This window comes from Streptosporangium sp. NPDC048047 (genome assembly GCF_040653115.1).
Taxonomy (GTDB): Bacteria; Actinomycetota; Actinomycetes; order Streptosporangiales; family Streptosporangiaceae; genus Streptosporangium.
In genome coordinates this window covers 24,312-48,879 of the sequence record NZ_JBEZNH010000028.1, presented here as the reverse complement: position 1 = coordinate 48,879, position 24,568 = coordinate 24,312, and the positions used below count along the sequence as shown (strand labels likewise).

The 24,568-nt window shown below is 74.2% G+C and carries 24 protein-coding genes; 9 read left to right on the top strand and 15 right to left on the bottom strand.

Going from position 1 to position 24,568, the window contains the following annotated elements; genetic code table 11:
- Positions 1-23: 23 nt before the first annotated feature.
- From AB0D67_RS23200 to AB0D67_RS23165, 8 genes are all read right to left on the bottom strand, one after another.
- Positions 24-350: an MGMT family protein gene (locus AB0D67_RS23200; RefSeq protein ID WP_362939292.1), complete on the bottom strand. Its 327-nt coding sequence runs from the start codon at positions 348-350 to the stop codon at positions 24-26.
- Complete coding sequence (locus tag AB0D67_RS23195; protein ID WP_362939289.1) at positions 338-706, bottom strand: hypothetical protein; 369 nt, start codon at positions 704-706, stop codon at positions 338-340. Before AB0D67_RS23195 ends, AB0D67_RS23200 begins: the two co-directional genes overlap by 13 nt.
- 134 nt (positions 707-840) lie before the next feature.
- On the bottom strand, positions 841-2,307 hold the full coding sequence (locus AB0D67_RS23190; RefSeq protein ID WP_362939286.1) for a S8 family serine peptidase: 1,467 nt from the start codon (positions 2,305-2,307) through the stop codon (positions 841-843).
- Positions 2,301-3,254 (bottom strand): hypothetical protein, encoded by a 954-nt coding sequence (locus AB0D67_RS23185; RefSeq protein ID WP_362939283.1) that lies wholly within the window; start codon positions 3,252-3,254, stop codon positions 2,301-2,303. Before AB0D67_RS23185 ends, AB0D67_RS23190 begins: the two co-directional genes overlap by 7 nt.
- 32 nt (positions 3,255-3,286) lie before the next feature.
- Positions 3,287-4,555 carry a S8 family serine peptidase gene (locus AB0D67_RS23180; RefSeq protein WP_362939280.1) on the bottom strand — a complete coding sequence of 423 codons (1,269 nt, stop codon included), beginning with the start codon at positions 4,553-4,555 and terminating at the stop codon, positions 3,287-3,289.
- The gene (locus AB0D67_RS23175) at positions 4,549-5,274 is read right to left on the bottom strand and encodes a hypothetical protein (RefSeq protein ID WP_362939382.1); all 726 of its coding nucleotides are present in this window, start codon (positions 5,272-5,274) and stop codon (positions 4,549-4,551) included. The genes AB0D67_RS23180 and AB0D67_RS23175 overlap by 7 nt, the downstream gene beginning before the upstream one ends.
- 224 nt (positions 5,275-5,498) lie before the next feature.
- Positions 5,499-6,680 carry an adenylyltransferase/sulfurtransferase MoeZ gene (gene moeZ, locus AB0D67_RS23170; protein WP_362939277.1) on the bottom strand — a complete coding sequence of 394 codons (1,182 nt, stop codon included), beginning with the start codon at positions 6,678-6,680 and terminating at the stop codon, positions 5,499-5,501.
- Positions 6,681-6,770: 90 nt separating this feature from the next.
- A complete protein-coding gene (locus AB0D67_RS23165) occupies positions 6,771-7,739 on the bottom strand; it encodes an alpha/beta hydrolase (protein ID WP_362939274.1) in 969 nt (322 codons plus the stop codon).
- Between the two features lie 299 nt (positions 7,740-8,038).
- Between AB0D67_RS23165 and AB0D67_RS23160 the strand changes: the two genes are divergently transcribed.
- Together AB0D67_RS23160 and AB0D67_RS23155 are read left to right on the top strand one after the other, a co-directional pair.
- A complete protein-coding gene (locus tag AB0D67_RS23160; protein ID WP_362939271.1) occupies positions 8,039-8,404 on the top strand; it encodes a hypothetical protein in 366 nt (121 codons plus the stop codon).
- Positions 8,405-8,789: 385 nt separating this feature from the next.
- Complete coding sequence (locus tag AB0D67_RS23155; RefSeq protein WP_362939268.1) at positions 8,790-9,161, top strand: hypothetical protein; 372 nt, start codon at positions 8,790-8,792, stop codon at positions 9,159-9,161.
- A 245-nt stretch (positions 9,162-9,406) separates the two neighbouring features.
- Here AB0D67_RS23155 and AB0D67_RS23150 read toward each other — a convergent pair whose 3' ends face one another.
- Positions 9,407-10,291, bottom strand: coding sequence for a Ku protein (locus tag AB0D67_RS23150; protein ID WP_362939265.1), 885 nt, complete (start codon positions 10,289-10,291; stop codon positions 9,407-9,409).
- A 207-nt stretch (positions 10,292-10,498) separates the two neighbouring features.
- Between AB0D67_RS23150 and AB0D67_RS23145 the strand changes: the two genes are divergently transcribed.
- From AB0D67_RS23145 to AB0D67_RS23135, 3 genes are all read left to right on the top strand, one after another.
- On the top strand, positions 10,499-10,819 hold the full coding sequence (locus tag AB0D67_RS23145) for a hypothetical protein (RefSeq protein WP_362939262.1): 321 nt from the start codon (positions 10,499-10,501) through the stop codon (positions 10,817-10,819).
- Between the two features lie 59 nt (positions 10,820-10,878).
- Positions 10,879-11,508 carry a TetR/AcrR family transcriptional regulator gene (locus tag AB0D67_RS23140; protein WP_179825285.1) on the top strand — a complete coding sequence of 210 codons (630 nt, stop codon included), beginning with the start codon at positions 10,879-10,881 and terminating at the stop codon, positions 11,506-11,508.
- A gap of 168 nt (positions 11,509-11,676) precedes the next feature.
- A complete protein-coding gene (locus tag AB0D67_RS23135; RefSeq protein WP_362939259.1) occupies positions 11,677-11,907 on the top strand; it encodes a DUF3107 domain-containing protein in 231 nt (76 codons plus the stop codon).
- Positions 11,908-12,311: 404 nt separating this feature from the next.
- Here AB0D67_RS23135 and AB0D67_RS23130 read toward each other — a convergent pair whose 3' ends face one another.
- On the bottom strand, positions 12,312-12,962 hold the full coding sequence (locus tag AB0D67_RS23130; protein WP_362939256.1) for a ferritin-like fold-containing protein: 651 nt from the start codon (positions 12,960-12,962) through the stop codon (positions 12,312-12,314).
- A gap of 155 nt (positions 12,963-13,117) precedes the next feature.
- Here AB0D67_RS23130 and AB0D67_RS23125 point away from each other — a divergent pair, with 155 nt between their 5' ends.
- Both AB0D67_RS23125 and AB0D67_RS23120 read left to right on the top strand, forming a co-directional pair.
- On the top strand, positions 13,118-15,301 hold the full coding sequence (locus AB0D67_RS23125; protein WP_362939253.1) for a DEAD/DEAH box helicase: 2,184 nt from the start codon (positions 13,118-13,120) through the stop codon (positions 15,299-15,301).
- Between the two features lie 178 nt (positions 15,302-15,479).
- A complete protein-coding gene (locus AB0D67_RS23120) occupies positions 15,480-16,352 on the top strand; it encodes an alpha/beta hydrolase (RefSeq protein ID WP_362939250.1) in 873 nt (290 codons plus the stop codon).
- A gap of 87 nt (positions 16,353-16,439) precedes the next feature.
- On the opposite strand, the gene AB0D67_RS23115 is transcribed toward AB0D67_RS23120, so the two are convergent.
- The 3 genes from AB0D67_RS23115 to AB0D67_RS23105 are packed head-to-tail and all read right to left on the bottom strand — an operon-like array spanning position 16,440 to position 18,795.
- Complete coding sequence (locus AB0D67_RS23115) at positions 16,440-17,348, bottom strand: PD-(D/E)XK nuclease family protein (protein ID WP_362939247.1); 909 nt, start codon at positions 17,346-17,348, stop codon at positions 16,440-16,442.
- Between the two features lie 4 nt (positions 17,349-17,352).
- Entirely contained in the window at positions 17,353-18,078 is a 726-nt protein-coding gene (locus tag AB0D67_RS23110) for an MBL fold metallo-hydrolase (protein WP_362939244.1), read from the bottom strand.
- 54 nt (positions 18,079-18,132) lie between these two features.
- Positions 18,133-18,795, bottom strand: a complete 663-nt coding sequence (locus AB0D67_RS23105; RefSeq protein ID WP_362939241.1) for a DUF6758 family protein — start codon at positions 18,793-18,795, stop codon at positions 18,133-18,135.
- Positions 18,796-18,869: 74 nt separating this feature from the next.
- Between AB0D67_RS23105 and AB0D67_RS23100 the strand changes: the two genes are divergently transcribed.
- On the top strand, positions 18,870-19,268 hold the full coding sequence (locus AB0D67_RS23100) for an NUDIX domain-containing protein (protein WP_362939238.1): 399 nt from the start codon (positions 18,870-18,872) through the stop codon (positions 19,266-19,268).
- Positions 19,269-19,355: 87 nt separating this feature from the next.
- Here AB0D67_RS23100 and AB0D67_RS23095 read toward each other — a convergent pair whose 3' ends face one another.
- Together AB0D67_RS23095 and AB0D67_RS23090 are read right to left on the bottom strand one after the other, a co-directional pair.
- Positions 19,356-22,400 carry a hypothetical protein gene (locus tag AB0D67_RS23095; RefSeq protein ID WP_362939235.1) on the bottom strand — a complete coding sequence of 1,015 codons (3,045 nt, stop codon included), beginning with the start codon at positions 22,398-22,400 and terminating at the stop codon, positions 19,356-19,358.
- Between the two features lie 439 nt (positions 22,401-22,839).
- The gene (locus AB0D67_RS23090) at positions 22,840-23,781 is read right to left on the bottom strand and encodes a CoA ester lyase (RefSeq protein ID WP_362939232.1); all 942 of its coding nucleotides are present in this window, start codon (positions 23,779-23,781) and stop codon (positions 22,840-22,842) included.
- Positions 23,782-23,943: 162 nt separating this feature from the next.
- Here AB0D67_RS23090 and AB0D67_RS23085 point away from each other — a divergent pair, with 162 nt between their 5' ends.
- Entirely contained in the window at positions 23,944-24,513 is a 570-nt protein-coding gene (locus AB0D67_RS23085; protein WP_362939230.1) for a biotin transporter BioY, read from the top strand.
- The last annotated feature ends 55 nt before the right edge of the window (positions 24,514-24,568 follow it).

The following is a 24,568-nucleotide window of genomic DNA, read 5'->3' as shown; positions in this document are numbered from 1 at the left end:
CGTAGTGGGCCCGCGGACGTCGATTACGCCCGATTTCTGGGCGTGCCATCCCATCTGGCCGTACGGATGTCCGCACGGGAACCCGAACCCCGCAGCGGGGTGCCCTCCCGGCGCCAGTGCTCCAGGCACCGCCGCTCGTGACCCGGCGGCGGGGTGCCGTCGGCGTGCACGACGCGCCACCAGGGCACGCCGCCGCCCCACAGGGACATCACCCGGCCGACCTGCCGGGGACCGCCCTCACCGAGGTACTCGGCGATGTCGCCGTAGGACATGACCATTCCCGGTGGGATCCGCTCGACCACGTCGAGCACCCGCTCGGCGTACGGTGTCGGGTGGCCTACCGGCTCCATGCGGCCGGTCCGGCGGCCAGGATCTCGTCGACCTTGCCGAACTCGTAGGACGCCGGGCCGTTCAGCTGTTCCAGACGGCCCTCGCGGATCGCGTAGGTCTCGCCGTCCTCGCCGACCAGGCTGGCGTTCAGCAGCGTCGAGACCCGGGCGAGCTGGGCCACGTGCCAGTCGGACCCGGGCGCGCCGGACAGGCCGCCGTCCCAGACCGCGACGGCGTGCAGGCCGTCGGCGTGGCGGGCCAGCACCTCGCCCTTCTCCTGTGAACCGCGGAACTCGAACCCCGCCTGCCCCAGCACAGTCGCGAGTTCCGCGAAGGCGAGAGGCGCCGGGCGCTCCACGCGCAACTCGTACCCCATGAGGGGCGACCTTAGCGAACCTTTGATCGCCTTCGTGCCGGAGATCCGAAGTTCGGACGGCACCGCGCACGAAGAGTGTCCGAACGGTGTCCAAACCGCGTTCGAATCGAGTTCGAACCGGCTCCTGGAGGCGCTTACCCCTCCGGTCCGCGCCGCGGCCCCGGCCACCCCGGCCGGCGCCGCCACGGAGGGCCGCCGGATCCGCCGGAGCGGACCGGTCCGCCCCGCCTCCCGGAGCCGGGGACGCCGCCCGGATCACCGGGGCCGCTCGATCCGCCGGGTCCCCCCGATCTCCCAGATCCCCCGGGGCCGTCCGATCCTCCGGAGCCGCCCCGGCCGGACGGCGCGGGCCGCCGGTTGAGCGCCACCGCGGCCCCGGCGAAGGCCAGCACCCCGGTCAGCAGGCCGGTGCCGTACAGCCACAGGCGCAGCGGGTCCGGGCCGGGCCGTTCCGGCGCCGGGGCCTGCGCGCCGGCGCCGAAGTGGCCGCCCGGAGGCCCCCCGGCCTCGGCGCGGACGCCCGCCAGCTCCCCGGCCCTGGTCAGCGCCGCCGCCGCGTCGACCACGCCGAACCCCACATGGTCGTCGTATCCGGCGGCGGGCGGGGAGGTGGCGGTGGAGGTCAGGGCCCGCGACACGAGATAGGGCGGCAGATCCGGATATTTCGCTTTTATCAGGGCGGCGACCCCGGCCACCAGCGCGGTCGCCGCACTGGTCCCCTCCGACGTGCCGTACCCGCCGCCCGGAAGGGCCACCGGCACGCCCACCCCCGGCGCGGCGACCGCGACCGACAGGTTGTCGCTGCTGAACGGCGCCGGCTCGCCGCGGGCGTCGACCGCCCCCACCCCGATGACCCCGGAGTATCCGGCCGGGAAGCTCCAGAAGGAGGTGCCGTGGCGCGCGGTGTAGGGCGATCCGCCGTCGTTCCCGGCCGCCGCGACCAGCACCACGCCCCGCGACAGCGCGTAGGAGACCGCCTCGCGCTCGGCCCGGTGCGGCCCGTAGGCGCCCAGCGACATGCTGACGACCTTCGCCCCGTGGTCGGCGGCGTAGCGGATCGCGCGGGCCAGCGTGCTGTCGGCGCCCTGCCGCCGCTCCACCCTGGGCGGCGCGGCGGCGATCCCGCCCTCGCCGTCCTCGTCCTCGCGCGGGATCAGCGGCAGCGAGAGGATCCCGGCCTCCGGCGCGACGCCGAGCAGGCCGCCGTCGCCCTTGCCCGCCCCGGCGATGAGCGAGGCCATCGCGGTGCCGTGCATGCCCGGCTCGGGGCTCCCCTGGAGCACGCTCTCTGGGGAGCCCATGTCGGGCCCGGAGACGACCCTGCCGCGCAGTTCGGCGACCCCGGCGTCCACCGCGCTGTCCACCACGGCGACGGTGACCCCCGCGCCCCGGGTGACCTTCCAGGCCCGCTCGACGTCGAGTGCCCGCAGCACCCAGCGCTGGTCCCGGCGCACGTCCGCGGCGGCGGGCGGCACGGGGACCAGCACGTCGGCGGCGGGCGGCGCGGAGACCAGCGCCTCCGCGGCGGCGGGCGGCGCGGGGACCAGCAGGAAGATCGCGGCCAGGGCGCCCGCCACCCGCGGCCGGCCCGGCCTCAGCACACGTTCCCCTGGGTGCACTGGGGAACGGCGCTGGGCTCGTCGCCCAGCGCCCTGGCGATGCGCCCGGCGACCGACTGCGCCACCGGCCACAGTTCGCTGTGCAGGATCTCCTCCGGCGCGACCGCCTCGCGGGTGCGCCCGTCGGCGTATCCGGCGGTGAGGAACACGACGTAGGGGCCCACCCCGATCCAGGCGTTGCGCTGGCGCTGGGCCGCGCCGAACAGTGCGGCGGCCGTACCGGGGAACGCCACGGGCCGCACCCCCACCCGGTCGTCGACGGCCAGCCGGGAGGTGGCCGCCATCCGCCGCTCCTCGTCGCCGAGGACGGCGACGCCGACGGTGATGACGAAGGTCGAGGTCTGGTCGGCGTAGGTGGCCCGCAGCAGCGTGCGGCAGCCCTGCTCGGCGAGGGTCGTGCCGACCGGGGCGTCGGTGCCGGCCCGGCAGGGGACCTCGGGCGCCAGGCCGATCCGGCGGGCGTACTGCTGCGCCCCACCCAGGCCGACGTACTGCAGCTCGGTGGGGAAGACCAGGGTCGCCGGCCAGGTGCGCCAGCGCCCGGCGATCTCGTCCTTGACGTAGCGGTCCTGCTCGGCGGGGGTGAGGGGGCGCGATCCGCTCTCGTGGACCAGCCCGGCCGCGCCGATCAGCACGTCGGTCATGGCGATGACCAGGATCAGCCCGGCCAGGAGCAGGAAGACCGCGCGGAACCGCACTCCCTGTTCCAGGGCCGCCCGCGCGGCGCGCTCGGTGGCGGCCCGGTCGCGGGACGCGGCCGGCCAGGGGCGGACCCGCCGGGGGACGGCAGGGGCGGCGGAGGCGGGAGTCCGCCGCGCCCGCGCGGCGCCGGACGTCCGGGAGCCGGGCGGCGGCCACCCGCCGCGGGCGCCGGACGCCGGGGCCGTCAGGCGCCGCCGCGGCTCCTGCGAACCCCCGGGCATCGACATACTTCGATGCTACGTCGCCGGGCCCCGCCGCCCTATGCCTCCCCGCCACCCGGGACCGCCCGCGTGTCCGCGCCGTCCGGGACCGGCAGGGCCGTCCGGCGGCGGCGTACGGCGCGGGCGGAGACGGCGAGCACCGCCAGGGACACGGCGGCCCCCAGTCCCGCGGCCCCCGCGATCCCCCCGTACAGGTTGATCCTGTCCCGGTCGCGCCGGACGACCTGGACCGGTCCGGCCGCGCGGCCGACCGGGCGCGCGGGGTCCTGGACCGCTCCCGCCCCGGCGGTCAGGGTGTGGCGGTGGATCCTGGCGGCCTCGGCCAGCGCCCGGGAGGCGTTGACCACCCCGAACCCCAGGCCGGTGTCGTAGCCGCCGCTCGGCCGCCGGGTGGCTCCGGCGGTGAGCGCCTGCGCCACCAGCGCGGGCGACATACGGGGATATTTCGCTTTGATCAGCGCGGCGACGCCCGACACCAGCGCAGCCGCCTGGGAGGTGCCGCGGCCCACCCAGTACTCGTCCCCGGGGCCCGCGCCGAGGACGTCCACCCCGGGCGCGGCCAGCAGCACCGAGGGGTTGCGGTTGGAGAAGGACGCCCGGCGCAGCCTCCGGTCCGCCGCGGCGACCGAGACGACCCCGGGGAAGGCGGCCGGGTAGGAGTAGGGGGCGTAGCCCGTCCCGGCGGACTCCCGGCCCCCGTCGTTGCCCGCGGCGGCGACCAGCACGACCCCCTTGGAGATCGCGTAGCGGACCGCCGCCCGCTCCTCCTTCGTCGCCAGTTCCTTGGAGATCGACATGTTGATCACGTCGGCGCCGTGGTCCACCGCGTACCGGACCCCCCTGGCGACCACGTTCTCGAACCGCGCGGCGGTGTTGAACCGCTGGAAGCCCGGCTCCTCGTCCTCCAGGATCACCCGCACCGACAGCACCTCGGCCTCCGGCGCGACGCCGACGACCCCGTCGGCCCCGCCGGGACCGTGCCCGTGCCCGGCGATGAGCGAGGCCATGTAGGTGCCGTGCAGCCGCGCGGGGGCGACGCCCGGGGGGTTGGCTCCCCTGGTGAAGTCCCTGCCCCGCACCACCGAGCCGGTGAGGTCTCGGTGGGCGGCGTCCACCCCCGAGTCGAGCACCGCGACCGTCACGTTCTCGCCCCTGGAGGTCCGCCAGGCGTTCGGCAGGTCCAGCGTCCGCAGCACCGGCTCCTGGGCGGTCCGCACGTCGTCGGCGCGGGCGGCGCCGGCGGGCCCCGCCGTACCGGCCGCAGTCAGGAGGAGCACCGCGACCGCCGGGGCCGCGCGCCTCAGCACCGCCACTCCCCGGAGGCGCAGTCCGGCCGCGCGGGCGTGGCGAGGTCGGCGAGGATCCGGTCGGCGATGTCGCCGGCGAAGGAGAACACGGTCGGCCGCTGGATCCCGGCCGCGCGGGCGGGCCTGCCGTCCACCTGCCCGAACGTGGCCAGCACCAGGTACGGCCCGGCCCGCCGTGCCAGGCCGCCCTGCCGCTCGTCCTGGCCGAACCGGTCGGTGACGGTGCCGGGGAAGGCGAGCGCCCGCAGTCCCGGCGTCGGGAGGCCGCCCCTGGGCAGCGCCGCCTCCGCCGCGGTGGCGCCCTGCTCCGTCCCGAAGGCCGCGACGCCGACGGTGACGACGACCCCCTGGAGCCCGTCGATGTAGGTGGCGCGCAGGATCCCCCGGCAGCCCGCCCGGCGCAGCGCCCCGCGGAGCGCGGCGTCCACCGCCCGGTCGCACCGGGTCTCCGGTGAGATGCCCACGCGCAGGGCGCTCTCCCGTCCGCCCTGTTCGGCGGCGTAGCCGACGGTGCCGGGGAAGATCCGCCCGGCGGGCCAGGACCGCCAGCGCCGGGCCAGCTCGCCGAGGGAGGCCCGCTCCAGTTCCGCGGGGGTCGGCCCGCGGGTGAGCTCGGCCGCGGCGGTGCTCGCCGCCACCGCGGCCACGATCGCGCAGGCCAGTGTGAGCAGCGAGGCGATGACCGGCGTCGGCCAGGCGCGTCCTCGCCGATCATGCATCCCGCTCACGCATTGACCTTAATGCGGTCGGACGACTGCGAACCGCCACAAATGCAAGTGTGAACCGCCACTGAACCCGTGGAACCCGTGGAAACGACGACCGCCCGGCCGCGCGGGGTGCGCGGCCGGGCGGTCGTACGGAGGGCGGCCGCCCGTACGGCGGCCGGTGGACCGGGGTCGCCCACGGCCACCGAGCCGCCGGGACGACGCCGCCCCCTGTCGGATCAGTAGGTCGGCAGGCTCGGGTCGATCGTCTTGACCCAGCTCAGCACGCCGCCGCCCACGTGGACGGCGTCGGAGAAGCCGGCGTTCTTGACGATGGCCAGGCACTCGGCGGACCGGGCGCCGGACTTGCAGTGCAGGACGATCTTCCTGTCCTGCGGGAGCCGCTCCAGCGCGGAGCCGTTGAGGAACTCGCCCTTGGGGATGAGCACGGCGCCGGGGATGGAGACGATCTCGTACTCGTTCGGCTCGCGGACGTCGACGACGAAGACGTCCTCGCCGGCGTCCTGCATGGCCTTGAGGTCGGCCGCGCTGATCGTGGAGCCGGAGGCGGCCTCCTGGGCCTCGGCCGAGACCGCGCCGCAGAACGCCTCGTAGTCGTCGAGCAGCTCGGTGACCGTCGGGTTCTTGCCGCAGAGCACGCACTCGGGGTCCTTGCGGACCTTGACCGAGCGGTAGTTCATCTCCAGGGCATCGTAGATCATCAGGCGGCCGACCAGCGGCTCGCCGATGCCGGCGATGAGCTTGATGGCCTCGTTGACCTGGATGGAGCCGATCGAGGCGCACAGCACGCCGAGCACGCCGCCCTCGGCGCAGGAGGGCACCATGCCGGGGGGCGGGGGCTCGGGGTAGAGGCAGCGGTAGCAGGGGCCGTGCTCGGCCCAGAACACGCTGGCCTGGCCGTCGAAGCGGTAGATCGAGCCCCAGACGTACGGCTTGCCGAGCAGCACCGCGGCGTCGTTCACCATGTAGCGGGTGGCGAAGTTGTCGGTGCCGTCGACGATCAGGTCGTACCCGGAGAAGATCTCCATGACGTTGTCGGTGCTCAGCGCGACGTTGTGCACGACCACGTCGATCAGCGGGTTGATCTCCCGGACGCTGGCGGCGGCGCTCTCGGCCTTGAGGCGGCCGACGTCGGACTGGCCGTGGATGACCTGGCGCTGCAGGTTGGACTCGTCGACGACGTCGAAGTCGATCACGCCCAGCGTGCCCACGCCCGCGGCCGCGAGATACAGCAGCGCGGGTGAGCCGAGACCTCCGGCGCCCACACAGAGCACCTTGGCGTTCTTCAGACGCTTCTGACCGGCCATCCCCACGTCGGGGATGATCAGATGGCGCGAGTAACGACGCACCTCGTCGACGGACAGCTCGGCTGCCGGCTCTACCAGCGGTGGCAACGACACAGTTCTGCTCCCGTTTCAGGGGTCTTCAAGAGGCGGCCGGGCACAGGGCGAGCACGGCGCGCACCACTGACAACCCGGGGGTCGTCCCGGTCATTCCCCGATCCGTGACCGGGCACCCCCGGCGTCTCCGGCACTCCTGCCATCCCCGGCGCTCGCGGCACTCCCGGCACTCCCGGTGCTCTCGGTGATGAGCTGCCTGGCCTCCCGGGCCACCCGTCCCGGGACCTCCATCTGCGCCACGTGCCCGGCGTCGGGCAGCAGCACCAGTCGCACGCGCGGGAACGTCTGTCCGGCGCGGGCCGCCATCCGGGGATTGACCAGCCGGTCGTAGCGGCCGTGGACGACCAGCGTGGGCGCGGTCACCCGGGCCGCCTGCCGCCACAGGTTGTCCTCGCCGCGCCGGAAGTACTCGGCGACGAGCCCGCGCGCCGAGCCGATCATCGACTCCCCGGCGTACGGCAGGCCGTCCCGGCGGCGCAGTTCCTCCGCCGCCTCGCGCAGCCGGTCGGGGTGGACGCGGCCGAGGTCGGCGTAGCACATGGCCATCGTGGCGTTGATCCTGCGCTCGGGCGGCAGCATGCTCAGCCGGCTCGCGGCCCAGTCACCCAGCCTCGGCACCGCCGACAGGGCCACCCGCGCCGGGCCGTACCGGGGGGTCAGGTCGGGCAGCGCCGGGGAGACGAGCGTGAGGGAGCGGACCAGGTCCGGGCGGGTCGCGGCGATCCGCACGGAGACCGCGCCGCCCAGGGAGTTGCCGAACAGATGGACGGGCCCGGCCGAGATCCGCTCGACCAGCGCGGTCACCGAGCGGGCGTGGGCGTCGATCGAGTAGTCGGCGCCGGGCGGCTCCGGGGAGTAGCCGGCGCCCGGGAGGTCGACGGCGTGCCCGGTGACCAGATCCGACAGCTCGGCCATCAGGTCGGTCCAGTTCGTCGCGGAACCGGCCAGCCCGTGCACGTAGACGGCGGTCTCGGCCGGTCCCCGCGGGGTGGAACGCACGTGGAGGCGCTGCCCCCCGATGTCGACCATCTCGCCCGGCCAGGGCGGAATCAGCTTCATGACCCCTTGTCCTCTCGCGTCGCGCCCGTGACGGCCTCTGATCCGACGATACCGGCCACTGCCCACCTCAGCACAAAAGCGACATTAAAGACATTTCACAGCAAAACAATTAATAAGAGTCTAACCGCGTCGATAAATAGATAAGGCAGAAGTAAAAGCCGCCAATCTCTGTTTGTCGCCCAAGGGGGGCGGAAATCAAGTCTGCGAGAGATCGGCCCTTAAGGGCCATCTCGGGCGTTTTCCGAGAAATCAAGAAAACGCCAGAGCGGGGCAACCGATCCTTTCAAGGGGGAAACGCAATGCCCAAGTTCAAGAGCGTCTTCGCGGGGGTCGCGGTCAGCACGGCGCTGGCCGGCGGCATCGTCAGCCTCGGTGCGGCCACCACCGCGACCGCGGCCAACGCCGCCGTGGCTCAGACCACCGTCGCCGGCTTCCAGACCTGCGGCGGCTGCGGCGGCGGCTGCGGCTGGCGTCGCTGCGGCTGCGGCGGCGGCTGCGGTCGTCGTTGCAGCCACAACCGCTTCCGGCTGAGGGTCATCACCGTCAACAACAACCACAACAACGTCCGGGGCGACAACCTGCAGGCTCAGCGTCAGCGCCAGTTCCAGGAGGACCGGGACTTCGACTTCAACCGGTTCGACCCGTTCGTGGGTGGCGGGGACTGACCAGTCGCCCGGCCGGGACGCGGCACGCGCCCCTAGCGGGTGACCGCGCGCGACCCGGCTCGCGACCGTGACGAGTTCCAACCCGCCCGGGGGGTGAGGCCCGGGCCCGCACGAGGACACCGTTCTCCGCGAAAGACGGTGCCCGACCGGCGGGCCCGGGTGCCCCCGGGGGGAGACGAGACGACTCGGCACGGCACGGCACCCGTCGGCCGGTACGGGACATTCCCGTACGGCATTTACCGAATGGGACCGGGCGGCGGGCGCCGCCGGAAAACCCATTCCATGGCCACCGCTCGCAACGGCGCGTCATCCGCCGGACGGCGCGCATTTTCAAGAAGCGCAGAGAAACGAGCGGGAAACCGCTCATCGAAAAGGGGAAAGACAAATGTTCAAGACTGTTCTCGCGGGCGTCGCGATCAGCACCGCGCTGACCGGCGGCATCGTCAGCCTGGGTGCGGCCACCACGGCCGCCGGCGCCACCGTGGCGCAGACCACCGTCGCCGGCTTCCAGACCTGCGGCGGCTGCGGCGGCTGCGGTTGGGGCGGCCGCCGCTGCAGCCACCGTCGCTTCAGGCTGCGGGTCATCACCGCCAACAACAACTACAACACCGTGCACGGCGACAACGCCCAGGCCCAGCGCGAGCGCCAGGCCCAGACCCGCCGTGACTTCGAGTTCGAGCGCTTCAACCCGGTGATCGTCGGTGGCGGCCGTGACGAGGGTGCCGCGGGCGGCGCCGGCGCCGCGCCGACCAGCTGACACTCGGCCGATCACGGGCGGACCTCGCGTCCGCGCGCAACGACGGGGGCCTCACCGGCATCGAGCCGGCGGGGCCCCCGTCCCCATGTCCCCGCGTGTCCCCGGCGTCCGGGAGCATGTCTCCGCGCTCCGGGAGCGGGACGGTCCCGCCGTACGGTGACCGTGCCGTACCGGGGACGACCGCCGGACCGGGCGGCGGCGGAGCGGCGTGCCGGGCGGGACGGCGTGTCAGACGGAGCGGCGTGTCAGGCGGGACGGCGTGCCTTCCCCTTGCGCGGCGTCTTCGCCTCCCCGCTCTCCCCGCTCTCCCCGGTGGACCCGGCGGACCCGCGCGCGGCGGCGGGCGCCCCGCCGGGCGGCCGCCGCTTGGCCGCCTCGACGCTGGCGCGGAGCGCGGCCATCAGGTCGGGCGCGGGACCGGGCTCGGGCGCGGCGGCCGGCGTGACGACCTCGCGCCCCGCCACCTTGGCCTCGATGACCTCCTGGAGCGCCTCCCGGTAGGCGTCCCTGTACAGCGCGGGGTCGAAGTCGGCGACCATGCTGTCGATCAGCGACTCGGCCATCCTCAGCTCCTGGGCCCGTACCTCGGTCTCCTCCTCCAGGAACCCGAAGTCGGCCTGGCGCACCTCGTCCGGCCAGAGCATCGTCTCCAGCACGAACACCCCCTCCCTGACCCGGAGCACCGCCAGCGACTCGCGCTGCCGCAGCGCGACCTTGACGATCGCCACCCGGCGGGAGCGTTCGAGCGCGTCGCGCAGCAGCACGTAGGGGCGCACGCCCTCGGAGTCGGGCTCCAGGTAGTAGGACTTGTTCAGCAGGATGGGGTCGATCTGGTCCGCCGGGGAGAACTGGAGCACCTCGATCCGCTGCGAGGTCGAGAGCGGCAGGTCCTCGAAGTCCTCGCTCTCCAGGACGACCACCTCTCCGGTCGGCAGTTCGTAACCCTTGGCCACGTCGGCGTAGGGCACCTCCTGCTCGCAGACCTCGCAGATCCTCCGGAACCTGACCCGGCCGGCATCCTCCCGGTGCACGAGGTGGAAGGCGACGTTGCGCTGCTCGGTCGCGGTGTGCACCCCGACCGGGATCGTGACCAGCCCGAACGCGATCGCGCCCTTCCAGATGCTCCGCATGGTCTCTCCCTGTCTCGGGACCGCCCCCGCCGATCTTCGCACGTACGTTCGGAACATGAACGAGGTGGATGTAAAAACTCACCGACAGGGCAGTTACCCGCCATGGGGGTTCCGATGCCCCGCCTTTCGCGGCGGGCGGGACCCGAGGTCGTACGCTGGGCGATGTCCGATGTTCGCCCGGTCACACGGAAGAACGGAAGCAGACGAGTGGCTGAAATCAACGCACGCGGTCAGGGTCCGGCGGATCTGGACGACGAGACGCTCACGGATCTTCCCGAGGGGGAGGAGATCGGGATCGAGGCGACCGAGGCCGACGCCGCCGAGCAGTCCCGCCCGGCGCGCGACGACGCCCCCGGCCAGGTCTCGGGGATCTCGCCCGAGACCCCCGAGGCCGACGCCGCCGAGCAGACCCGCCCGGTGCGGGAGGACGGTCCGGACTGGCCGGATCACATCCCCCTCGACGCCGACCCCGCCGACGCCGCCGAGCAGACCCGCGTGGTGGAGCTCGACGAGGACGACTATCGCTGACCTGGTTACCCACGCGTAGGATGTCGCAGGACAGCAGGAGCACCCGCAAGGAGAACGCCGTGACCGCTACCCCGGACGCCAAGCCCCGGGGCACCCGGCTGCCCCGGATGGCCCGCCGTCGCCAGCTGCTCAGCGCCGCCCAGGAAGTCTTCGTGGAGAACGGCTACCACGCGGCGGCGATGGACGAGATCGCCGAACGGGCCGGCGTCAGCAAGCCGGTTCTCTACCAGCACTTCCCGGGCAAGCAGGAGCTCTACCTCGCCCTGCTGGACGTGCACGTGGACGACATGATCGCCCGCTGCCGCGACGCACTGGCCTCCACCACCGACAACAAGCAGCGGGTCCAGGCGGCGATCGGGGCGTTCTTCGACTTCGTCTCCACCCAGGGCGAGGCGTTCCGGCTGGTCTTCGAGTCCGACCTGCGCAACGTCGCCCCGGTCCGCCAGCGCATCGAGCGCAACCTCCGCGAGAGCGCCGAGATGATCAGCCAGGTCATCCAGGAGGACACCGGCTGCTCCAGCGACGAGGCCCGGCTGCTCGGCGTCGGCCTGGTCGGCATGGCCGAGGTCAGCGCCCGCTACTGGATCAGCAGCGGCGGCTCCATCCCCAAGGACGCCGCCACCCAGCTCATCGCCCGCCTGTCGTGGCGCGGCATATCGGGCTTCCCCCGCACCACCGCCGAGCACTGACGGGACGGCACGGCGAGCACCCGCGGGGCCGTACGGCCGAGCACCGGCGGGCGTCCGGCCGGACGCCGGCGGAAGGCGACGCGTCTGTTCGCTTGACGCGATCAAGCGGCGCTCGCGGCTCCGATGGGGCGACCATGGGACGAGCAACCCTCGTCGAAAGGGAGCAGGATGGAAATCAAGATCGGCGTACGCTCCGTGCACCGCGAGCTCATACTGAACACCGAGCTGACGGCCGAGCAGATCGAGGAGGAGCTGCACCAGGCCCTGGCCCCCGAACGCGGCGTGTTCAGCATCACCGACACCGGCGGCCGCAAGGTGCTGGTCCCCATCGCCTCGCTCGGTTTCATCGAGATCGGCGAGGAGGAGAACCGGCCGGTCGGCTTCGGCGGCACCCTCTGACGAGACGGGAGTCCCCGGGGGACCGACCGGCACGGGCCGGTCAGTCCCCCGGGCACCGTCCCGGACGGTCCTCCCGTCCCGGAAGGCGGCAGCCCGGCGGGCGTCTGCCCCGATGGACGGGGTGGCGGCCCAGGCTGACGGCGGGGCAGTCCGCGTCCCCCCGGCGCAGCACGGCGCGGAGCGCCCAGCGGTTCGGTCCACATCTGGTCGGAGGAGTGCCGTAGCGGCGCGGGACCCTCATGTCTCGCACCGTACAACCGTCCGGCGACTTCACGCTCCCCGATCAGCCGACATATCCGGGGGCGGCGCCTCGGCTCCGGGTGGCCTTTCGGGGGCACCCGGTCCTGCGACCCGGTCCTGTGCGACCCGGACCCGCGGCGCGCCCGTCCGCCGTCCGGCCGGGCTCAGGGGCCGGGGGTCAGCCCCAGGGCCGACATCCGCTCGCCGTGGGCCTCGGTCAGCCGGCCGAACATCCGGGTGATGTCCTCCCCCGCCGCCTCCACCAGCAGCGCCGCCAGCTCCGGCCGGGCCTCGGCCACCCTCCGGCCCTGGTTGAGCGACTCCCCCACGAGCCGCCTGGCCCACAGCGCCAGCCGCCCGCACACCACGTGATCGTTCTCGATGGCCGCGCGCACCCGCTCCACCGCGAACTGCGAGCGTCCCTCATCGACGAGCACCTCGTCGACGAGCCGGCGGGTCTCATCGTCGACCAGGGTGGCCGCCTCACGGTAGAAGTCGAGGGCCATCCCCGTACCCACGTACGCCTTGACCAGGGCCTCCAACCAGTCGTGCGGCGCGGTCCTGGCGTGCCAGTCGTCCAGCGGCCCGACGAACGGCGCCATCGCCTCCTCCGGGTCCGTCCCCAGCGCGGCGAGCCGGTCGCTCAGCAGCCGGAAATGGGCGTACTCGGTCACGGCCAGGTCGCCGAGCGCGGCCCGGTCGGTCAGCGTGGGGGCGAGCCGGGCGGCGTCCTCGGCGAGCCGTAGGAAGGCGGTGAGCTCGGCGTAGGCGAGGACACCGAGCAGGTCGGCGACACCGGGAGGGGAATCACTCATGCAGGGAAGCCTACGAGCTACCGGGCCCCGCCATTCCGCAGGAATACCAAGAAATCGGTTCCGCGTTGTGGTATCGAGTACACTGCTCTGTGAAAGTGCGACCGCACCCGTGTTAACCCAGGAGATTTCACCTCCTGGACGCCCCCGAAGTCGGCATGACGCCGCAGCGGTCGCTGATGACATCAGAGGGCCGGCCCTTCCGCGAGGACCCGGGCACGGGGAACCATTTCAGCCCGTGGTCCCGGCAGGACTGCCTTCAACGGAGACTTAGGCAGGCCAAGCTGACGACGTTCCGAGACCTCGGAGTCAACCCGGAGATCGCTGACGCCCTCGAGACCGAGGGCATCACCACGCCGTTCCCCATTCAGGAGATGGCACTCCCCCTGGCGCTCAACGGCCAGGACATCATCGGACAGGCGCGTACCGGCACCGGCAAGACGTACGCCTTCGGCGTCGCCATGCTGCAGCGGGTGGGCAAGCCCAGGAAGAACCGCAAGAAGCCGCGCGGGCTGGTCGTCGTGCCGACCCGCGAGCTGGCCGTCCAGGTCACCGAAGACCTGGTCACGGCGGCGGGAAAGCTGGGCTCGCGGATCCTCACCGTGTACGGCGGGCGCGCCTACGAGCCTCAGATCGAGGCGCTCAAGCAGGGCGTCGACGTCATCGTCGGCACCCCGGGCCGTCTGCTCGACCTGGTCAAGCAGAAGCACCTCGACCTCAGCCAGATCAGCGCCCTCGTCCTGGACGAGGCCGACCGCATGCTCGACCTGGGCTTCCTGCCCGACATCGAGCGGATCATCAAGCTCATCCCGGCGGAGCGGCAGACGATGCTGTTCTCCGCGACGCTGCCGGGTGAGATCGTCGCCCTGTCCCGGCGTTACCTCAGCCGCCCGACCCACGTGCGGGCCGAGAACAACGACGCCGAGGCCGAGGCCACGCCGCAGACGACGCAGTTCGTCTGGCGTGTGCACCGGATGGACAAGGTCGAGATCGTGGGCCGACTCCTGCAGTGCGAGGGCCGCGGACTCACGATGATCTTCTGTGAGACCAAGCGGGCATGCGACAGGGTCGTGGAGGACCTCAAGGAGCGCGGCTTCGCCGCCGCGGCCGTCCACGGGGACCTCGGTCAGGGCCAGCGCGAGCAGGCGCTGCGCGCCTTCCGCAACGGCAAGATCGACGTTCTCGTGGCGACCGACGTCGCGGCGCGCGGCATCGACGTCGACGACGTCACCCACGTGGTCAACTACGACTGCCCGCAGGACGAGAAGGCCTACGTGCACCGGATCGGCCGCACCGGCCGGGCGGGCAAGACGGGCGTCGCGGTGACCTTCGTGGAGTGGGAGGACCTCACCCGCTGGAAGGTCATCAACAACGCCCTGTCGCTCGACTTCGCCGAGCCGGTCGAGACCTACTCGACCTCCGCGCACATCTACACCGACCTGGGCATCCCCGAGGGCACCAAGGGCGTGCTGCCGCGCGCCAACCGCTCCCGGGCGGGCCTCGCGGCCGAGGAGATCGAGGACCTCGGCGAGACCGGCCGCAGCCGCTCGCGCGGTCCGCGCCGGGGTCGCGAGGAGGAGTCCAGGGACCGCCGGGGTCGCGAGGAGGAGTCCAGGGAGCGCCGGAGCCGCGAGGAGGAGTCCAGGGAGCGCCGGGAGCGTCCGGCCCGCACCCCCCGGGAGCGTCGCCGTACCCGGGGCGGCCGGAACGCCCAGGAGGCCGTACAGGCCGCCGGAGCGGTGGAGGAGCCGTCCCGGCCCGACGCCGGGGGCGCCCGTGACACCGCGGTCCCCGAGACCGCCGTGGCGGCCGGGGCCGTCGGCGAGCAGAACGCGCCGCTCGTGACCGAGGAGGCGCGGCGCCCGGTCGCCGAGCCCGCCGTGCCGGAGACGGACGCGGCGCCCCGCGAGGACGCCCGGGAGGAGCGCCCCGCGAGGTCCCGTCGCCGTAAGTCCGGCCTGAACCCCGAGGTGAGCCTCGGCGGAGAGGACCGGAGCGGCCCCTCCCCGGACGACGCCGTCCGGGAGGAAGCAGTCCAGAGCGACGCCGTCCGGGACGAAGTCGCCCGAGACGACGCCGCCCGGGACGACGTGGTCCGGGACGACGTGGTCCGGGAGGAGGAGCCGGCGACCGGCCGGTGGGACGACGAACCCGACGTCCCGGCCTCCCGCCCGCAGCCGGAGAAGATCGTTCCGGCGAGTCCGTTCACGGTGATCTTCCAGTCGCCGGACCTCGCGACGGACGACGACGAGATCGCCCCGTCGGCGGCGTCGGAGCGGGCGCAGAGCCGCCGCCGTCCCCCCGCGCGGGGGCAGCAGCGGGGTCCGCGCCGCCCGCAGTAGGCGGCGGAGCCCGGCGGAAGGCACGGAGGAGAACGAGGAGGGCCCGGACCGCACCCGCCCCGGAGGGGGAGGGCGGCCCGGGCTCCCGTCGAAAGGGGTGCGACCCATCGGGTCGCGCCCCTTTTCCGCATCTCAGGCGCACGAAGGCACTCCGCGGGGAGAGGTATCGTGGGGCCACGTGAGTACGCCACGATTTCTGACCCTGCCTCCTGGCGTCCGTTCCCGGCGGATCGAGACGGCCGTGGGGACCTTCGCCGCGCTGGAGGCCCTGCCGGTCAGTGGCATAGCCGAGCGCTGGCCCGCGCTCCTGGTCCCCGGCCTCACCGGCAGCAAGGAAGACTTCATCGCGGTCCTGCAGACCCTCGCCCAGGCCGGCCGCGAGGTCATCGCGATCGACATGCGGGGCCAGTACGAGACGGAGGGCCCCGACGACCCCGCCGCCTACACCTGCGCGGCGCTCGGCAACGACGTCGACGTCCTGGCCCAGCACGTCGGCGGGGGCGGCCCCGTCCACCTGGTCGGCCACTCCTTCGGCGGCCTGGTCGCCCGCGAGGCGGTCATCGACGGCCGCACCAAGTTCGCGTCCTACACGCTGATGAGCTCGGGCCCCTCCTCGATCCCGGGGGTGCGCGCCCAGGTGAGCCGCGCCATGCTCGCCGAGCTGCCCGAGGCGGGCATCGAGCGGCTGTGGCAGACCCGGATGGAGCCGGAGGCGCTGGCGGCCGGCGTGCCCGACGAGATCGTCGAGTTCCTGCGCGGGCGGCTGCTCGCCAACTCCGTGACCGGGATGGTCGCGATGACCCGCCAGGTGCTGTCGGCGCCGGACCGCTGCGACGACCTCGCCCAGGTCGGGGTGCCCACGTTCGTGCTGTGCGGCGAGCACGACGACGGCTGGCCGCTGGAGACGCAGGCGGAGATGGCCCACCGGCTGGGCACCGAGTGCGTGGTCCTGCCCGGCGCGGCCCACTCCCCCGCGGTGGAGGCCCCGGAGACGACGGCCGCCGCGCTCACCCGGTTCTGGAACGAGTCCGAGGCCCGCCTGCTGAACTGAGCGGCCCCGACGGCCCCGACGGGCAACCGGTCCCCGGACCGGCCCGGCGGAACGAAGGCTCCCGAGCCGGGCCCGGCGGGGCCGGGGTCAGTCGTCGGCCAGGGCGGCCCAGGGGTCGCGGTCGCCGGCGGCGGCGCGGCCCTCGGGGCAGTGCTTCCGGAAGTCGCACCAGGAGCACAGGGGACCGGTCCGGGGCGGGAAGACCGCGTCGATCTCCGCGGGGACCTCCGGCGGCGTACGGCCGGCCTCCGGCTGCGTACGGCCGGCCCGCCCGGTGGAGCGCGCCGGGCCCGCCCAGGCGCGGTAGCGGTCGTCGGCCTCCGACGCCTCGGTCGCGATCTCCTCGGCCCGCCGCAGGTGACCGGCCAGCGACTCCTCGGTGTGCTCCCACTCCACGATCGAGCCGCTCGGAAGGTGGTGCAGCTCCACCCGGCGGCAGGGGGTGCGCAGCATCCGCTCCGAGGCCACCGCGTAGACGGCCAGCGCCAGAGAGAACCGGGCGTCGTCGGTGGTGGAGGGCCGGCGGCCGGTCTTGTAGTCGACCACGACCAGCTCCCCGCCGCGCCGGTCGAGCCGGTCGACGCGGCCGGAGAGCGCGATGACCGGTGTCCGCGCGGCGACCGTCCGCTCGACGCCGACGGGCTCGTCGGCGGGGTCGAGGGTCGCGGCGTAGGCGCCGGTCATCTCCGCGGCCCGTTTCCGCCAGGCCGCCGACTGCTCGGCGTCGCGGAAGCCCTCGCCGATCCACCCCCTGCCGACCAGGGCGGCCGCCGTCTCCGGCGTCCGCCGCTCGTACGGCTCGCGCCACCACCCCGCGAGGGCGTTGTGCACGCTGATCCCCACGCTGTTGTGCGCCCACGCCGGCCCCCTGGACGGCGCGGGCCGGTCCATGTAGGTGAACCGGTAGCGCCGGGGGCAGTCGAGCCAGGTGTTCAGCCGCGACGGCGTGCAGGAGTAGAGCCGCCGCGGCATGCCCTCCAGGGGTAGCTGGTCCACGGGGTCACTGGTCGCGGAGGTCGAGGCGGATGCCGGCCGCCTTCGTGCCGTCGGTCAGCGGACCCTCTGCCTCACCGGTCCCGCCGGTCTCCGGGCCGCGGAGCAGCGAACCCGACAGCCAGTCGTCGAACTGCGGCTCCAGGGCGCCGATCGTGGTCTCCTCACCCTGCGAGGGCAGCACGCGCGTGGCGTGGGGCAGGGTGAACAGGCGGCCGCCGATCGCGGTGAGCTGGTCGGCCAGCGCGGGGTACTCGTCGCCGAGCCTCCCCGGCCCGTCGGCCTGCAGGGTCTTGCCGGTGAACACCGCCGACAGGGCCTCGCAGTAGAGGGAGACGCCGCCCTGCGAGACGCCCGGGGTGGACATCACCTCCAGCTCGACGTCGGCGACGCCGAACACGCCCTCGTCCTCCATCTCGATGTCCGGCCAGGTCTCCGGCCACGTCCGCCGCCACAGCGGCCGGTCCTTGGGGTGCAGGGCGACCACGGCCTCGTCCCGGGCCGCGACCTCGATGGCCGCGCCCACGTGGTCGGGCAGGCCGTGGGTGCAGACGACGGCCAGCACCTCCCGCTCGCCGACCTCCGCCAGGATCGTCTCCGCGTCGCGCGCGGGGTCGATGACGATGACCTCCTCGTCGTCACCGATGATCCAGGTGTTGTTCTCGACCTCGTACTCGACGCCGTCGACGTCGACGGTCCCCTCGGTCACCACTCGTTCGATACGCGCTGTCACGCTTCCGAACTTTACCCGCAAGCCGCCGGGGACCCCGTCTTCCCGGCTCTCTTCTCAGCCCTCTTCGCCGGTCTCCACCGGCCCCTCCCCGCCCAGGCGCGGCGAGAACGCCCCGAACGGCAGGTCCAGCGCCTGGTCGTGGTCGCGCAGGTCGCGCAGGGACAGCTCGGCCAGGGTGATGAGGTAGCCCGCCTCTGGCGGCCAGATGACCAGCCACAGCCAGTTGCCCAGCGCCTCCCCGGCGTACACCGCGCGGTCGGGCGTGCCGGTCACGCACCACAGCGGGGTCGGCCGGCCGTTGATGTCGAGTTTGGCGTGTGCCGGGCCCTCGTCGAACCCCATGCCGGGGTCGGGACCGTCCAGCCCCGCGTACCCCGCGCCCAGCCCGACGCCGGGCTCCTCGGCGACCACCAGCATGTCGGCCGGCCCCCGGGTCAGGGACGGCCCGGAGAGGGCGACCACGGTGGCCCTGGCCCCGGTGCGGTCGTCTCCGGCCTGGGCCAGGCCGTTGACCAGGAACCCCTGCGGCAGCGGCCAGGGCAGCCAGACGGGCACCTGGGCGTCGCGGGCGACGGCCTCGACGGCGGCGGCGGAGGGGTGCATCGGCGCCTGCAGCGGCAGGACGTCGCCGTGCCGGGCGCATCTCCAGGCGCTCGACCAGACGCTGGGCGCGCGGAGCGGGCCGAAACACCGTGGGCAGGTAGGCGCGGCTCTCACGATTACCCACGGTGCGTCCTCGGCGCCCCCTCCGTCAAGGGCACTGCTCGTTATCCCGCCGTAATCTTCTCAACGTGCGGGTAAATTGTGTGGGCGCGATCGTCCGTGACGGTTCGGGGCGGCTGCTCCTCGTACGCCGGGGGCGCCCGCCCGGCGAGGGGTTGTGGTCGATACCGGGCGGCCGGGTCGAGCCCGGCGAGTCCGACGCCGAGGCGGTGGCGCGCGAGGTGCTGGAGGAGACGGGCCTGACGGTCGCCGTGGGCCGCCTGGCCGGCTCGGTGGACCGGCCGGGGCCCGGCGGCGTCGTCTACGAGATCCGCGACTACCTCGCGGAGGTGCGCGGCGGCGTCCTCGCGGCCGGCGACGACGCCGCCGACGCGGGCTGGTTCTCCCCCGGCGAGCTGGCCCGGCTCCTGCTGACCCCCGGCCTGCTCGCGGCCCTCACCGAGTGGTCGGTCATCGCCCCGCGGTGATTCCGGCCACCGTACGGTCTCCGTACGGCACGACGGCCGGCCGTCGCCGCGCGGTGCGCGCCGGGCGCCGTACGGCACGGCGGCCGGTCATCGCTCCGGGGCGAGCGTCGAGCGCCACACGGTGAGGTGGTCGGCGTCGTAGGTGGTGGAACGGCCCAGCGCCACCACCCGGTCCCCGGCGATCGCGACCGCGCCCAGCCACTGGGCGCCCTCGCCGCTCTGGTTGCCCTGTTCGGGGTCGTGCCGCAGCCAGGCCGCCCCGTCCTCGGAGGTCCAGACCGCGCTGTCGCCGTCACCGGGGACGCCGTCCCAGCCGACCGCCACCACGCCGTCGTCCGTGGCCGCCAGGTCCTGCACGGCGGCGGCCCGGCCGGCCGGGAGCCAGGAGACGCGCCAGGTCGTCCCGTTGTCGGCCGAGACCGCGCCGAAGGGCCGGTCGCCCTGGTCGGTCCGGGCGGAACCGGTCGCGACGATGCTCCCTCCGTGCAGGACGACGTGGCGCAGCCCCGCCGACGTCGCCCCCGGCGGCAGGAACGGTTTGCGCGCGGTCCAGGCGACGCCGTCGGCGGACACCCAGACCACGCCGGTCTCGTGCCCGGCGGTGCCGGCGCCGCCGACGGCCACGTAGCCCGTGGAGGTCGCCGAGACGTCGTGCAGCCGCACCCCGCTGCCGCCGGCGGGCAGCTTCTCCGCCCTGGTGTAGCGCTTGAGGTCCGGGGTGAACCACAGCACGGGGACGCTCCCGGCCGGGCCGCGGTCCTCCCCGGCCAGAACGTAGCCCGAGGGCCCGGCGGCCACCGCGTGCGGGGCGAGGAAGTCGTGGTCGGCCGCGGGGGCGAGGGGGCCCGCGATCGGGACCCGCCGCCAGTTCGCGCCGCCCGCCGAGGTGCCGCCCGCCGAGGTGAGGAGCAGCGGCTCGGTGGAGGAGGCGTCGGTCATGGTGCCGCCCACGGCCAGCCAGCCGTGCCTGCCCTGCGCGACGTCGGCGAGCGACTGGCGCCGCGGGCCACCGAGGGCCTGCGCCGGGCCCGCGGCCGTCCAGCCCTGCCCGTCGGCGCTGGTCCAGACGCCCGCGTCGCCGGAGGCGGTGCCGACGGCGACGAACCCGTCCTCCCCCGCGGCCACCCGGGCGGTCTCCCGTTCGGCCCTGGCCAGTCCCTCGATCCCGCCCAGCGGGACCGGCGCGGCCCGGCCTCCCCTGGGAGCGGTGATGAGGACCAGCCGGTTGTCCACGTCGGCGGCGCGCTCGTCGCCGCCGACGACGAGCGTGCCGGTGCCGGAGACGGTGACCGCCCGCAGCGAACCGGGGACCTGCCCGAGGTCGGTGGACCTCGCCCAGTCGTGGCCGTCCTTGCTGGTGTAGACGGCGTAGCGTTCGAAGGCCGTCTCGGCGATCGCGGCCACGCCCTGCGGCGAGGAGGTCAGCCGCCGGACGCCGGTGCCGTCGGGGTCCATCCCGGTGATCTTGCCGCACCGGTTCCAGTCGTCGCCCTGCGAGGAGCAGCGGACCTGGACGTCGCCCTTCTCGCCGCGCTGCTGGGCCGGGACGAGCACGAACCCGCCGGCGGAGGCCGCGAGCGTGCCCGGCTCGGGGATGACGCCGTCCAGCTCCGTCCCCGTCCGCAGCCAGGTGCGTCCGCCGTCGGCCGAGCGGAGGATCACCGAGGACGACCGCCCCTGCCCCGGATCGCCGAGCGCGACCACGGCGTCTCCCCTGGCCACGACCGCCTTGAGGCCCCGCACCCTGTCCGGGGCGCCGATCTTCGAGGTGTCCACCCTGCTCCAGCCGCGCCCGTCGGGCGAGACCCAGGCGACGGCCCCGGCGGTGCCGTCCGGGAGCACGGCCGTGCCGACCGCGACGAAGCCGGAGGACGTCCTGGCCAGCTCCATGATCTTGTCGCCGGTGACGAACGCGCCCGTGCCGGCGGGATCCACCGCGGTCCACTCGTAGCCGTCGGCGCTGGCCCACAGGCCCTGACCGGTGCCGAGGAGGTCGTTGCCCGCGGCCAGCCAGCGGCCGTCGCCGCCCGCCACCACGCCGACGGCGGTCGGCCCGCCCTGGAAGCCCGCGGGCCCGTTCACCCTGCCGAGCCGCCAGGTCGAGCCGCCGTCGGTGGAGACGAGGAAGAGCGGCCTGGGCACCGGGCTGGTGGTGTCGCTGCCGACGGCCACCACGGTCGAGCCGTCGGCCGCCATGGCGTTGAGCACCTGGCTGGAGCCGGTGCCCCCGGCCTCGGGCTGCGCGACGAAGGCGGAGTCGCCGGAGCCGCTCTCGTCGCCGACCAGCCGCAGCCCGGCGCCGAAGGGGTCGCCGACCCATCCCCACAGCGCCAGGCCCCCGGCGACCGCGACGGCGAGGACCATGACGACCGCGACCGGTACGACCAGGCCGCGCACGCTCCTGCGCCGCGTCGGGCTGGAGCGGCGCACGGCCGAGGGCGGCGGGGAGGAGCGGTGGTGCCGGCCGCCGGCCGGTCCGCGCCTGCCGGGCGGGCCCTGGGCGACCAGCAGGTCGGGCCGGGCCGGGCGGCCTCCCGGGGGACGCCCCACGCGGCGCACCGGCTCGAAGTCGTCGTCGTCGGGTACGGCGTCCGCCCCCGGCGCCTCGAACCCGGGCGCGCCGCCGGGCACCCGCGGCGGGCCGGAGGCCACGAGCATGTCGGGCCGTACGGCGCGACGGGGGGCGGGCCGCGGCGAGGCGTCCCGGTCGCGGTCGCGGTCGCGATCCCGATCGCGATCGGGATCGCGATCGCGGTCCCGATCCCGATCGCGGTCGCGGTCTCCGGGAACGAGGTCCCCGGGAGCGGAATCCTCGGGGAGGCCGTCGCGGGAGGAGGAGTAGGGGCGGGTGTGCGGGCGGCGACGCTCGCCGCCCAGTCCCTCGGGGCGCGCCCGCAGGGGCTCGTCCTCCTCCGGGACGGGAGCGGAGAACGGCGGGAGCATCCAGGGGGAGGCCAGCGGCAGTCCCCGGGGGCCGTCGTCGGAGGGGCCGGGCGGGAAGTGCCGGAGGGTGGGCGGGTAGTCCTCGGGGCGGCGGGGGCCGCCCCCTGGGATCGCGTCGTCACCGGCGCCGTCGTCCGGCGACCGTTCCGGTGAGCGCGGGTCGTGGGGGCCCGGGACCACGCTCAGCACCTCCTCGCAGGAAGCCCGTCTCGGCCCGGGATCACCCTCCCGGACCGTTCCAGCCGTCTCCGTGACACCCCGCCGCGATTGACGGCCGGGCGGTGAAACCCACGGGACCTACTCCTACCCCGTTCCGCCTAAACGATCACCTCCGCGGGGCGGCCGGGGCCGGAACCGTACACAGTCCAGAGCAACACGCCGGAGCCACGCTGGCGAGACCTCTCTAGTCAGATTTACACGCGACCCACCAGAAACATCATCTTTTAAGACCGTATTTCCGGAATCTCGGCGGACCGAAAACACCGTCCGCCCGCCCACCTGTCCGCCACGGCCCGCACGCCCCTCCGGCCCGGCCGCCCAGCCGCCCGGTCGCCCGGCCGCCCGGACCCCGCGCTCCCGCCCGGTCGCCCGTACCGCGATCGGGCCCGGCCGCCCGGTCCGACCGGGGTCAGGCGGACGGCGGGGTGAACGACGCGGTACGGCCCAGCCCGGCGGCCCGCCCCTTGGCCGCGACCACCAGCGCCATCTTCCGGGACGCCTCGTCGATCATCTCGTCCCCGAGCATGACCGCGCCGCGCCTCTCGACCGTCGTGTAGTACTCGTAGGCGTCGAGGATCAGCTCGGCCCGGTCGTAGTCGTCCTGGGACGGCGAGAACACCTCGTTGGCCGCCTCGACCTGCGTCGGGTGCAGCACCCACTTGCCGTCGAAGCCGAGCGCCGCCGACCGGGCCGCCACCCGGCGGTAGCCGTCCAGGTCCTTGATCGCGAGGTACGGGCCGTCGACGGCCTGCAGGCCGTGCGTGCGGGCCGCCATGAGGATGCGCATCAGGACGTAGTGGTAGGCGTCGCCCTCGGTGTAACCGGGGGGCTGCTCCCCGACGACCATGGTCCGCATGTTGATCGAGGCCATGAAGTCGGCCGGGCCGAAGACCAGCGTCTCCAGACGCCGGGAGGCGCCGCCGATGGCGTCCACGTTGACCAGGCCCCGGGCGCTCTCGATCTGCGCCTCGATGCCGATCCGGCCGACCGGCAGGCCGTTCGCCATCTCGATCTGGGTGAGCAGGACGTCCAGCCAGGCCACCTGGGTGGCGTCCTCCACCTTCGGCAGCATCAGGCAGTCGAGGAACTCCCCCGCCCCCTCCACGACCTCGATGACGTCCCGATAGGTCCACCGGGTGCCCAGGTCGTTGACCCGCACCACCCGTGTCTTGCCCGACCAGTCGCCCTCGCGCAGGGCGGCCACGACGTTCCGGCGCGCCTCCTCCTTGGCCGGCGGCGCGACGGAGTCCTCCAGGTCGAGGAAGACCTCGTCGGCGGGGAGGCCCTGGGCCTTCTCCAGGAAGCGCGGGTTGCTGCCGGGGACCGCGAGACACGAACGTCGGGAGCGCATGGCGACACCGTAACGGGACGCCGCCCGCCCCGGCGCGCCGGACCCGGGGCTATGGCTGTCATACAAAGTCTCACCCCCGTTCTTGGCGGTGCCCCCGTGCGCGCCGCGCCGGAGATGTCCGAATAATGAGGAACCAAGCTTCAGCAAAGGGAGACGAGAACGATGGCAAACGCTTCTCCGGCGGTCCGGCCCGCCGTACTGTCCGACCTCATCCCCGGGTCCCGGGTGCGGGACGCCGCGCTCGTCGCCGGCGGAGCGGTCCTGACCGGGCTCGCCGCGCAGCTGACCGTTCCCATGTGGCCCGTCCCGGTCACCGGCCAGACCTTCGCGGTCATGCTCGTCGGCGCGGCCCTCGGCATGAACCGCGCGGCGCTCAGCATGATCCTCTACACCGTCGTCGGCGTCGCGGGCGTGCCGTGGTTCCAGGGCGCCACCGCGGGCTTCGGCGGGGCCACGTTCGGCTACGTCGTCGGCTTCATCGCCGCCGCCGCCCTCGTCGGCAGGCTCGCCGAGCGCGGCGGCGACCGCACCGTCGCCCGCACGGTCGGCACGATGGCCCTCGGCAACCTGGTGATCTACGCCTTCGGCGTGCCGGTGCTGATGGCCGTCACCGGGCTCGGCCTGGGCGGCGCGCTCGCCGCGGGTGTGATCCCGTTCCTGCTCGGCGACGCCGCCAAGATCGCGATCGCGGCCGGTCTGCTCCCGGCGGCCTGGCGGCTCTCCCGCCGCTGACCCGGACGCGAGGACACGCGGGGCCCGGACGCGAGGACACGCGGGGCCCGGACGC